This window comes from Streptococcus troglodytae (genome assembly GCF_002355215.1).
Taxonomy (GTDB): Bacteria; Bacillota; Bacilli; order Lactobacillales; family Streptococcaceae; genus Streptococcus; species Streptococcus troglodytae.
In genome coordinates this window covers 1,114,091-1,125,382 of sequence record NZ_AP014612.1, presented here as the reverse complement: position 1 = coordinate 1,125,382, position 11,292 = coordinate 1,114,091, and the positions used below count along the sequence as shown (strand labels likewise).

Sequence of the window (11,292 nt, the reverse complement as noted above, 5' to 3'; positions counted from 1 at the left end):
TATACCACATTTGCGCTAAGGAGATCATAACGCAGGAGCGGATCTTGGCAAGTTGTGTGAACCTGCTTGCCACACTTAACCAAAAGTGTCTTTTCCCTTGTAATAACAAGGGCTTTTTTATTGAATTCAATAGTTTATGGACTTTTTTTTTGTATAAAAAGTAGTATAATGTCTATTATTAGAATGAATTAGAATAAAGAGGTAAACTATGGGCTACACAGTTGCTATCGTTGGTGCTACAGGTGCCGTTGGAACTCGCATGATTCAACAATTGGAACAATCGACGCTTCCAGTTGATAAGGTACGACTTTTGTCATCTTCACGTTCTGCAGGTAAAGTTTTGCAATATAAAGATCAAGATGTCACGGTTGAATTAACTATGAAAGATTCCTTTGAAGGTGTTGATATTGCGCTTTTTTCAGCTGGCGGCTCTGTCTCGGCAAAATTTGCTCCCTATGCAGTCAAAGCTGGTGCAGTCGTTGTTGATAATACCTCTCATTTTCGTCAAAATCCAGATGTGCCTTTGGTTGTTCCTGAAGTCAATGCTCATGCCATGGATGCTCATAATGGGATTATTGCTTGTCCTAACTGCTCAACGATTCAAATGATGGTAGCCTTGGAACCTATTCGTCAAAAATGGGGATTAAGTCGTGTTATTGTTTCAACTTATCAAGCTGTCTCAGGAGCAGGTCAATCAGCTATTAATGAAACTGTTCGTGAAATTAAAGAAGTTGTTAATGATGGTATAGATCCTAAAGCTGTTCATGCTGATATTTTGCCATCAGGTGGTGACAAAAAGCATTATCCTATTGCTTTCAATGCTTTGGCGCAGATTGATGTCTTCACTGATAATGATTATACTTATGAAGAAATGAAGATGACTAACGAAACCAAGAAAATCATGGAAGAACCTGAACTTCCCGTTTCGGCCACTTGTGTTCGTGTTCCAATTCTTTTTTCACATTCTGAGTCTGTTTATATTGAAACTAAAGACGTTGCTCCAATTGAAGAAGTAAAAGCAGCTATTGCAGCATTTCCAGGTGCTGTTCTTGAAGATGATATTAAACATCAAATTTACCCACAAGCAGTGAATGCTGTTGGCAGTCGTGAAACCTTTGTCGGCCGTATTCGTAAGGATTTAGATATTGAAAATGGTATTCATATGTGGGTCGTTTCAGACAATCTTCTTAAAGGCGCTGCTTGGAATTCAGTTCAAATCGCTGAAAGTCTTCATGAACGTGGTCTTGTTCGTTCGACATCAGAATTGAAGTTTGAACTGAATTAAAATAACTAATGATGGTTTATTAAAAGTGAGAGGGAGAGAACATGTCAATTCAAGATTTTAAAGACGTCAACATTATTACAGCTTTCATCACCCCATTTAAAGAAGACGGCTCAATCAATTTTGCTGCTCTTCCAAAGCTTATTGAGCATTTACTGGCTCATCATACTCAAGGTTTGCTCTTAGCGGGAACAACTGCCGAGAGTCCTACCCTTACTCATGATGAAGAATTGGAGTTGTTTGCTGCTGTTCAAAAAATTGTTAATGGACGTGTTCCTTTAATTGCTGGTGTGGGAACAAATGATACACGTGATTCTGTCAACTTTGTTAAAGAAGTTGCTGACTTTGGTGGTTTTTCTGCTGGCTTAGCTATTGTTCCTTATTACAACAAACCGACACAAGAAGGGCTCTATCAGCATTTTATGACTCTTGCTGATACTAGTGATCTGCCTATTATTATTTATAATATTCCGGGACGCGTTGTAACAACATTAGAAACTGATACCATGCTTCGTTTGGCTCAGCATCCTAATATTATTGGTGTTAAAGAGTGTACAAATCTTGATAATATTGCTTATTTAGTTGACAATAAACCAGATGATTTCTTAGTCTTTACGGGTGAAGATGGCGAGGCTTTCCATGCTCTTAGTTTAGGGGCTGATGGCGTTATTAGTGTAGCTTCACACACTAATGGTGATGAGTTATTTGCTATGGTGGAGGCTATTGAAAAGAGTGATATTAAAAGGGCTGCTGGGATTCAGCGCCAATTTCTTCCTAAAGTTCACGCGCTCTTCTCTGTTGCCAGTCCAGCTCCTGTCAAAGCAGTTCTTAATCATCAGGGTTTTGATGCAGGACCTTTGCGCTTGCCACTAGTTGCTTGTACTGATGAAGAAGCTAGACGCATCATTGAAATTGTTGAGAAATGATTGCAGCACACTAGTTTTTGCTAGTGTGCTTTTTGAAAAGGGGCTATAATTACTGTTACTATTCGAAAGTGAATTTAAATGATATTTTAGTTATTTAGGATGTTGGAAATTTCAGCGATAGTGATGAAATAGAGGGCTTTCATTATTGAGGAATCATTTAGAAAGCCTTTAGTATATGACCGGTTTTCCATTATATTTATATTAGACAAAGAGTAATAGATTAAGATAAAAGACTTGACAATTAATCCGACAATTTAGATAATAATAGTAATGAAAGATGTTAATAACATTTAGAAAAGAGGTTCTTATGCAAGTTATCAAACGTAGTGGTCAAGTTGTTGATTTTGATCCTGATAAGATATATCAAGCTATTCTTGGTGCAGCACAAACAGTTTATGTATTAGATGATGCCTTGCGTCAAGATTTGGCGCAAGTTACTAAAAAGGTTGTTGTTGATCTAGAAGAAGCACAGACTGAACGGCCCACAATTAGCATGATTCAATCACAAGTGGAACATCGTTTGCTTGATGCTGGTTATATCACAATTGCTGAGCATTATATTTCTTACCGCCTTCAACGTGATCTTGAGCGCAATGGTTACGATGATCATATTAATGTACACTTGCATTTTGAACAAGTTAAATAAAATCTGGCAATGATTCTTTCATTTAAGAATATGATGATGAGTAATTATTGCTAATTAGTAAATTTTAATGGTACTGACTTGGTTGTTTTTATCAATATCTAAAATTGGATGAGAGTCACGACAAATCAACTTCTTCTTGAGCTACTGATTTGTTGTGATTCTCATTTTGTATTTACAACGATTATTGAATTCTTTTTAAGATTTAATGACAAAAGCTGCCTTTTAGAAAGTATATGTTATACTGAAAAAGTAATGATAGGCAGAAAGTGGAGGTTGTTTATGTTAAAGGAAAACTGCAATAAGGGGTTTGTTCTATATCTTGTTTTTGGAATTTTCTTTATCATTGGAGCCGTAGGGATTTTTCTAGCGGTTTCTTATAAAACAATAGTCAAGCAGTTTCTTATAACGGCGAGTCTACAAAGGCCTCTTCGGGAGACAAGGTGACGCTTGAAATTCGTGATATTTATTCCAAACCTATAGCAGATATTGATGGTCACAAAACAGTTATTTGGCTTGTGAAATATAAAGACAATGGTTATGTTGGTTTAGAATCTAAAGAAGAGGATAAGGATATTGCTAGATTATTGAAAGCTGGCAGTTCGCTAAGACAGCATCCTAAACGCATTGCGGTGAAGTATTATAACACCCATAGAAGTACCAGCCATGCTATTCGAAATTATTCTGGTGCAATGATTGGTATTTTACGATCACAGCCTGAGTTGAACAAATATTTTTCATTTTATACCTATGTTTCTCTCTATGATATAAAATCTGATCAGACTAGCCTACCAATTGTATGTGGCCTCTTAGGTTTGGTTGGCTTGCTTTTTATAGGTATCGCTTTCTATGTTAGATATAAGGTTAATCGAGCTTATGATGAGCTTTATGCTGCTTATCCTGAATTAAATGGTAATTTAGATCCTCTCATCTCTGAATCGCTTTATCATGATGATAAGCTTAAAATTATTATTTATAAAAATCATCTTATAACTTATCATAGAGGATTTGCTCTTGTAGATCTGCATCAAGTTGTGCAGCTTTACCATCGCATTGTTAAGACCAGACGTTCTTTTATTGCTGTCAATCAACAATCTTTTCTCGTTGCAGTTAAAATGGATAATAAGAAAGTTAGTCTATTTATTTGCAATCGCGGTAAGAAAACAGATGAAGAACTTCAGCCGTTATTTGCTGCTGTTACAAATTACTTCCCTGATATAAAAATTGGTTATGATAAACTATTTTAAATTAATCATGTGATAGTTCATTTACTAACTTTCATCCTCACTATACTGTAAGAGAACGACTGGATCGTGATGTTTTACTTTGAAAATCATATCATATGAGATTTGAACGATGGGCAGAATTTATCCATCAAATAATCTTTGGCAGTAAGTCAAATGATTATGTGATAGGGGAGTAAGTATCCAAGAACATTTATTGTAGAAGAGGAGACAAGGAGAAATATGCAACAATTTTCACTACTTGCAATACATCATAATGGCGTTTATTATGTGATGTTATAAAAGCTGTGTTCAAAAAGTACTAACAGAACGCAGAAATATACAACATTGTAAAATTTCTAGTGTTCAAATTTTGCTTCCCTTAATTCTACAAGTTTAGCTTAGATAGCAATCCGTAATGAAAATCTCTATCATTATAATTAAGGTTCAAGTTTTTGTCGATAGTTTTATTAGGGTTATATTGAGACAGTTATTTCGGATCGTTTAGCAAGCAGTAGGACATCCCCATCCAATGTATTTTGAGAAATTTGGATTATCTAGAAAATGATTAAAAAAAGAGACTGTTAAATATATTTTCTTCTATTTGAATATCGCCTAGAGAGAATATATCTGAAGCTAAAAAGACAACTTCTACTTATTTTTGAGTCCATGAAATCGGGAAGTAGAACCTTAGGTCAGTAAGTGACATTAAATACAAAATCTGATTATATACATTTGGAGATTAAGTGGAAATGATATACCAATATGCAATTAATACAAAGAAAATTGTGAACATAAATGAGGTAAAAGAGTTTCTTAATATAGTTTCAGCAGAGAGAAAAGTAAAGATAAATAGATTTTATTTTCAAAAGGATAAAGTACATAGTCTATTTGCTGAGATTATATTGAAATATGCATTGTGGGAGCAGTATGGTTTAAATAGTACATATATAGAGTTTGGACAATCGAAATATGGAAAACCTTATTTAGTGAACCAAAAAGGTCTTTATTTCAATTTATCGCACTCAGGGAATTGGGTGTTATGTGGGTTAGGAGATACTCCAATTGGACTAGATGTTGAAGAGATTAAGGATAAGAAGATGAACTTATTCAATAGAATTTTTACGAAAGAAGAACATGATTTTATATTTATGCAGCCTTTGGATCAAAGGATAAAGACATTTTATAAGATATGGACATTAAAAGAAAGTTATGTGAAATATATAGGAAAAGGATTAAGTATACCATTCGACAGTTTTCTGTTTCAATTTAATGAGGATGGCATTCAGTTTTATCTAAAAGGGGAAAGGGATTGTAGTTTAGTCTTTACAACAGGACAGTTAGATGGACGACACGTTATATCATTATGTGTCAAATCACAGTGGAATGATAGGATAAATAGTCAAGTTAAAATTCTTACATTAGAGGAGTTACAAAAATGGAGAAACTTATAAATGTTAACGTATGAAGTTTATCAGCTCAAGGTACAACAGTTCGGTTTTATTAATTATATATATCTAATAATAGATAAATATACAAAGAAAACAGCTATTGTTGATCCTTCTTGGAATACTGTCACTGTATTTAACTTACTTGATAAGTTAAAGGTTGAAGTTGATGCAATACTATTAACTCACTCTCATATTGATCATGTATACATGACAGATGCGTTATTACAAAGATATCAAAATGCCAAAGTATATATGTCAGATGTTGAATGCTCCTATTACAATTTTTTTTCTCGTAATCTTATTAGACTTCATGATATGAATATGATAAGAATTGGAGAAACAAATGTAACTTGTATATTAACCCCAGGTCATACGAAAGGTTCAATGTGCTACTTGTTAGAGGAGAGTCTTTTTACAGGGGATACGAGTTTTTTCAGAAGGGTGTGGGATGTGCAAGGGACCAGGTGCAAATGCCTGTGATATGTATTATAGCTTGCAGAAAGTGAAGGAGATAGTGTCACCTAATGTGCGAATATATGCAGGTCATTCTTATGGAAAGCAACCAGGTGAGATCCTAAGTGAAGTGATGGATCATAATATATATTTTCAGATAGAGGATATAAATAAATTTATTGAGTTCAGAAATAGAAAAGGACAAGATAATTTATTTAAATTTATATAAATTCTGTGAGGTGTGATGGAAAAAAATGAGATTTTCGATTGTTTTCTTTGTTCGGGACAGGGTTCCCAATATTTTAATATGACTTATCAATTGTATGAGGAAAATGTCAATTATAGGAATTACCTAGATGAATTGGATGAGCATTGCTATGAGATAACTGGTTATAGTGTATTAACTTATTTGTTTGATAAATCAAAGAAATTATCAGTATCCTGTGATGATTTACAGTTAAGTAGTCTAGCATTAATGATTTGTCAGTATTCGCTTGGTAAACTCCTGATAGACCAAGGCATTTATCCGGATTATATTGTAGGTTCAAGTATGGGAGAGTTTGTGGCAGTAGCACTTTCGCATAATAATAACTTGAAGGATGTAATAAAAGTGCTATTTGAAATTGTCAGAAAGGTAGCAGAAAAGTGTCAAAAAGGTGGAATGGTTTCGATTCTGGATAACAGTAATATGTATTTTGATAAAAGAGAAATCTTTGGTGATTGCGAAATCGCGGGAATAAATTATGATAACAATTTTGTGGTTTCAGGCAGTAACAAATCACTAGGAAACGTAATTGATTATCTTAAGCAAAATCGAATTATATTTCAGCGACTTCCGGTGAAGTATGCTTTTCACTCTAAGATGATTGAAGAGATAAGAAATGAAGCAAAGAATAAATTAAATCCATGGCAGTTGAAAGTTCCAATTGGTTCTTGTGCATATGGAAGAATCATAAAAGAAATTCCGCATTCTTATATATGGGATGTCCTAAGAAAACCGATGCTATTTCAGCAAATGATCAAAAGTATTGAGAAAAACATGAATCCTGTATATATTGATTTGGGTCCCAATGGTACACTATCTAACTTTGTTAAACGCGGAGAAGGATCAAAACATAAGAGTTACTCCATTATCAATATGTACAATACGGAAAATGAGAATTTGAAGAGACTAATGGATGATTTAAACAGCACTTCCAAAGTTAGACAGAAAACATTCAACCTCAGGAGGTGATATAATTTTCAGGAAACGTTTTATTGTTTTATTAGGGTAGTATCAAGTAAGTTATGTGAAAATACAGCTAAAGACAAAATCTTGTTATTTTATTTGACATAACTTTATTAAATAAAAAGGAGAAAGAATAGATGAAAGCTTATGTATTCCCAGGACAAGGTTCACAAAAAAGGGAATGGGAGAAGAACTATTTGATGAATTTCCTGAGTTAGTAGAGCGGTCAGATCAAGTTCTTGGATATTCCATAAAAGAATTATGTCTGGAGGATAAAGAAGAGAAGTTGGATAACACGCAGTATACACAGCCTGCATTGTATGTTGTTGAAGCATTATCGTATCTGAAAAAAATTAAGGAAGAGAATGTAAAACCAGATTATATAGCCGGACATAGTTTAGGTGAATATGTAGCACTTTTTGCAGCAGGAGTATTTGATTTTGCTACAGGGTTAAAGTTGATTAAAAAAAGAAGTCAACTCATGGCTCAGGTTTCAGGTGGTGGAATGGCCGCTGTTGTTGGAATGAGCGAGGATGAAGTAAAAAGAGTATTAGAAAAAAATCATTTAAATATGATTGATTTGGCCAATATCAATACGCCATCGCAAATCGTAATTTCGGGATATAAAAAGATATTGAAGATGCAAAACAGGTATTTATGTTTGAGGGAGCAAGTAATTATGTGCTTTTAAATGTAAGTGGAGCTTTTCATTCGCGTTATATGAAGAAAGTAGCTAAGGAATTTGATACATATATATCTCAGTTTACGTTTAATGATTTTGAGATACCTGTTATTTCTAATTTAAAAGCCAGACCATATAAGAATAATCAGATAAAAAACGTACTCGTGAAGCAGATGTATAATTCTGTCAAATGGGTAGAGTCTATAAGATATCTTATGGGAAAGGGAGTCGAAGATATTGTTCAAGTGGGACCTAGTAATGTTCTTACAAGCATGATTCGCCAAATAAAAGAGAAGTCAACTCCTTTGATTGTAAATGATGAAGAAGCAACAGTTCAAAAGTCAGGAGAAACAACAGTTAATTTAGCTGAAAAATTTGGTTCCGAACAATTCAAAAAGAATTATAACTTAAATTATGCTTATATTGCAGGAGCAATGTATCGAGGTGTTTCTTCAAAAGAGTTAGTTGTCGCAATGGGTAAGGCAGGTTTTATGGCATTTTTAGGAACAGGTGGACTTCCCATAGATGAGATAGAAGAGTCTATTCAATATATTCAAGCAGAATTACTTCATGGTGAAGCCTATGGAATGAATTTATTGTGTAATGCTCATAATCCTGAAAAGGAAGATGAATTAATTAAGTTGTATATAAAATACGATATTAGAAACTTTGAAGCTTCAGCATATATGAGTATGACATTGGCACTGGTTAAACTACGAATTAATGGTATAACCAAAGATGATACTGGAAACATTATTATTAAACATAGAATTATTGCTAAGGTGTCAAGACCAGAGATTGCAGAGCAATTTCTAAGTGCACCACCGGAACGTATTGTCAAAAAGCTTTTGGAAAATGGGGAAATTACAAAAGAGGAAGCTGAACTTGCTGCATATATATCTATGGCTGACGATATATGTGTAGAAGCAGATTCAGGAGGCCATACGGATCAAGGTGTTGGATATGTAATTTTACCGACAATACAAAAGTTAAGAGATGAGATAGCAAAGAAAAACAGTTATAAAAATAGAGTACGAGTTGGATTAGCTGGTGGAATTGGGACACCAGCAGCAGTTGCATCTGCTTTTCTTATGGGAGCTGATTTTGTTGTTACTGGTTCAATTAATCAATGTACAGTAGAAGCAGGGACAAGTGAAGTTGTAAAGGATATGCTGGAAAAGATCAATATTCAAGATACAGCGTATGCACCAGCTGGTGATATGTTTGAGATGGGAGCAATTGTTCAGGTACTTAAGAGAGGGGTATTCTTTCCTGCTAGAGCTAATAAATTATATGAGCTGTATAAAAACCACAATTCTATTTCAGAAATTGATTTCGATACACAGGAACGAATTCAAAAGAAGTATTTCAAGAGGAGTTTTGAAGAGGTTTATAGTGAAGTAAAGAAATATACAAACTCATTAAAAATAGAGAAAGCAGAAAGAGACCCAAAATATAAAATGGCTCTTATTTTTAAATGGTATTTTAGATATACCACACAATTAGCATTGCATGGTGATGATAAGTTAAAGGTTGATTACCAAGTACATTGCGGGCCAGCATTAGGGGCATTCAATCAATGGGTAAAGGGTACTGAGCTTGAGAGTTGGAAAAATCGACACGTTGATAAAATAGCAATTAAGTTATTAGAAGAAGCAATGGAACTATTAGAAAGTCAATCAAAAAGAATATTAAATGAGGAAATATAATATTATGAGTAAAAAGAAATTTTTAAAGTAATGAAAGAACTTATCTATGAATATCTGCCAGAGTTAGAAGGAAGGGATATCGTTATTACAGATAGTTTAAAATCACTAGGTGCAAATTCCATTGATAGAATGGATATTATTGTTGATACAATGGAGAAGATTTCGTTAAAAGTACCAATGGTTGAATTCGGAGGCTTGAAAAACATAGAGGAAATTATAGATGTTATGTATTCAAAATTAGTAGGTCAGTAATATGGAAGTTGGTAAAGTTAGCATAACAGGTATGGGAGTTGTCAATTCGGTTGCAAAAGATGTGCCTGAATTCACAGATGCATTGCGTAAGGGAATACATGGATTTAGTAAAGTAGAAAATGAAAAATCAGTAATTCAAGTAGGAGCTTACTTAAAAGATTTTTCAATGGTAGAATACATAAAAAAATATAGTGAATATATGCCGGATATTGCCATAAAAGCAAAAAAATATTCTCGAAAAGCTTCACTATCGGTTGAGACATCAATTGCTTCTTGTATGCAGGCATGGGAGGATGCAAAACTTAATTTGAATCCGGTGCCTTCAGAACGTATCGGTATAGTGATTGGCGGAAGCAATATTTCACAAGATATGAATTTTAAAATGTCTGAAAAGTATAAGATGACACCAGAGTATGTATCCCCTAGCTACGCACTTCAGTTTATGGATACTAATCAGTTAGGCATTATTAGTGATATCTTTGGAATTCAAGGTGAAGGATATACAGTAGGTGGTGCATCAGCTAGTGGAAATGTCGCCATTATAAATGGATATCGCTTGATTAAGATGGGCATTGTTGATGTTTGCATTGTTGTTGGTGCATTAGCAGAGTTATCACCTGTAGAATTCCAAGCATTTAAAAATCTTGGAGTTATTGGCGGAGAGAGATATAAAGAGAACCCTGAAAAAGCATCATGTCCATTTGATAAAAATCATTCTGGTTTTATTTATGGCCAGGGTGCAGCATGTATCATACTTGAAAATGAGAAAAGTGTAAAAGCAAGAGGTGCAAATACGATTGCTGAACTATTGGCTGGTACAATTGTCCTTGATGGAAACCATTTATCCGATGCAAGGGTAAGTGGTGAAGTTAAGAGTATGGAACAGGCGATAAAAGATGCTGGCATTGAGAAGAAAGAAATTGATTATATTAATGCGCATGGCACTTCTACTCCGTTAGGTGATCAGGTAGAAATGGAAGCAATCGAAAAAGTATTTGAAAATGAATTGGATAATATTAAAGTAAATTCAACCAAGGGATTGATTGGACATTGCTTGTACTCTGTAGGTGTTATTGAGGCTGTGGCAACAATTATTCAACAAAGGGAAGGATTTTTGCATGGAAATAGAAATTTGAACAAAACTTCTGTATGTAACATTGATTTCTGTGGTAAAGATAGTACAGCATATGTTTCCCAATATGCTATGAGTAATTCATTTGGGTTTGCGGGGATCAATACATCAATAGTAATTAGAAAAAGAGAGAGGAATAAGATGAGTGTAGGAATTGAAGCAATTAATTTTTATGGAGGAGCTGCTTGTATTGACGTTAGGGATATTTTTGAAGCGAGAGATCTAAATTTGGATCGTTTTGATAATCTTATGATGAAAAAAAATCAGTTGGTCTTCCTTGGGAAGATGCTGTAACGAATGGTGTAAATGCT

The 11,292-nt window shown here is 34.1% G+C and carries 11 protein-coding genes and 1 pseudogene; all 12 read left to right on the top strand.

Annotated features, from left to right (window positions below; all coding sequences use genetic code 11):
- Positions 1–26: 26 nt before the first annotated feature.
- The 12 genes and pseudogenes from SRT_RS05450 to SRT_RS05400 all read left to right on the top strand — a co-directional run bounded on the left by SRT_RS05450 (position 27) and on the right by SRT_RS05400 (position 11,275).
- Positions 27–164, top strand: a complete 138-nt coding sequence (locus SRT_RS05450) for an aspartate-semialdehyde dehydrogenase (protein WP_128834040.1) — start codon at positions 27–29, stop codon at positions 162–164.
- 44 nt (positions 165–208) lie between these two features.
- The gene (locus tag SRT_RS05445; protein WP_128833326.1) at positions 209–1,285 is read left to right on the top strand and encodes an aspartate-semialdehyde dehydrogenase; all 1,077 of its coding nucleotides are present in this window, start codon (positions 209–211) and stop codon (positions 1,283–1,285) included.
- 41 nt (positions 1,286–1,326) lie between these two features.
- Complete coding sequence (dapA, locus tag SRT_RS05440; protein WP_128833325.1) at positions 1,327–2,208, top strand: 4-hydroxy-tetrahydrodipicolinate synthase; 882 nt, start codon at positions 1,327–1,329, stop codon at positions 2,206–2,208.
- A gap of 307 nt (positions 2,209–2,515) precedes the next feature.
- On the top strand, positions 2,516–2,854 hold the full coding sequence (locus tag SRT_RS05435) for an ATP cone domain-containing protein (protein ID WP_002262855.1): 339 nt from the start codon (positions 2,516–2,518) through the stop codon (positions 2,852–2,854).
- A gap of 279 nt (positions 2,855–3,133) precedes the next feature.
- A pseudogene (locus tag SRT_RS05430) lies at positions 3,134–4,098 on the top strand (hypothetical protein).
- Between the two features lie 728 nt (positions 4,099–4,826).
- Positions 4,827–5,528 carry a 4'-phosphopantetheinyl transferase family protein gene (locus tag SRT_RS05425; protein WP_128834039.1) on the top strand — a complete coding sequence of 234 codons (702 nt, stop codon included), beginning with the start codon at positions 4,827–4,829 and terminating at the stop codon, positions 5,526–5,528.
- Complete coding sequence (locus SRT_RS05420; protein WP_223213923.1) at positions 5,529–6,005, top strand: MBL fold metallo-hydrolase; 477 nt, start codon at positions 5,529–5,531, stop codon at positions 6,003–6,005.
- A gap of 217 nt (positions 6,006–6,222) precedes the next feature.
- On the top strand, positions 6,223–7,212 hold the full coding sequence (locus SRT_RS05415; protein WP_223213922.1) for an acyltransferase domain-containing protein: 990 nt from the start codon (positions 6,223–6,225) through the stop codon (positions 7,210–7,212).
- Between the two features lie 175 nt (positions 7,213–7,387).
- Positions 7,388–7,897, top strand: coding sequence for an acyltransferase domain-containing protein (locus SRT_RS10810; protein ID WP_223213921.1), 510 nt, complete (start codon positions 7,388–7,390; stop codon positions 7,895–7,897).
- Positions 7,864–9,597 (top strand): PfaD family polyunsaturated fatty acid/polyketide biosynthesis protein, encoded by a 1,734-nt coding sequence (locus tag SRT_RS05410; RefSeq protein ID WP_223213920.1) that lies wholly within the window; start codon positions 7,864–7,866, stop codon positions 9,595–9,597. The genes SRT_RS10810 and SRT_RS05410 overlap by 34 nt, the downstream gene beginning before the upstream one ends.
- Positions 9,598–9,627: 30 nt before the next feature.
- Positions 9,628–9,849, top strand: a complete 222-nt coding sequence (locus SRT_RS05405; RefSeq protein WP_128833323.1) for a phosphopantetheine-binding protein — start codon at positions 9,628–9,630, stop codon at positions 9,847–9,849.
- Position 9,850: 1 nt separating this feature from the next.
- Positions 9,851–11,275, top strand: coding sequence for a beta-ketoacyl synthase N-terminal-like domain-containing protein (locus tag SRT_RS05400; protein ID WP_223213919.1), 1,425 nt, complete (start codon positions 9,851–9,853; stop codon positions 11,273–11,275).
- Positions 11,276–11,292 lie beyond the last annotated feature (17 nt).

Excerpts from the sequence above, each read along its gene's own strand:
- SRT_RS05400 (WP_223213919.1), top strand. The coding sequence starts at position 9,851 with ATGGAAGTTGGTAAAGTTAGCATAACAGGTATGGGAGTTGTCAATTCG.
- SRT_RS05435 (WP_002262855.1), top strand. The coding sequence starts at position 2,516 with ATGCAAGTTATCAAACGTAGTGGTCAAGTTGTTGATTTTGATCCTGAT.
- dapA (WP_128833325.1), top strand. The coding sequence starts at position 1,327 with ATGTCAATTCAAGATTTTAAAGACGTCAACATTATTACAGCTTTCATC.
- SRT_RS05410 (WP_223213920.1), top strand. The coding sequence starts at position 7,864 with ATGTTTGAGGGAGCAAGTAATTATGTGCTTTTAAATGTAAGTGGAGCT.
- SRT_RS05405 (WP_128833323.1), top strand. The coding sequence starts at position 9,628 with ATGAAAGAACTTATCTATGAATATCTGCCAGAGTTAGAAGGAAGGGAT.
- SRT_RS10810 (WP_223213921.1), top strand. The coding sequence starts at position 7,388 with ATGGGAGAAGAACTATTTGATGAATTTCCTGAGTTAGTAGAGCGGTCA.
- SRT_RS05445 (WP_128833326.1), top strand. The coding sequence starts at position 209 with ATGGGCTACACAGTTGCTATCGTTGGTGCTACAGGTGCCGTTGGAACT.
- SRT_RS05420 (WP_223213923.1), top strand. The coding sequence starts at position 5,529 with ATGTTAACGTATGAAGTTTATCAGCTCAAGGTACAACAGTTCGGTTTT.
- SRT_RS05415 (WP_223213922.1), top strand. The coding sequence starts at position 6,223 with ATGGAAAAAAATGAGATTTTCGATTGTTTTCTTTGTTCGGGACAGGGT.
- SRT_RS05425 (WP_128834039.1), top strand. The coding sequence starts at position 4,827 with ATGATATACCAATATGCAATTAATACAAAGAAAATTGTGAACATAAAT.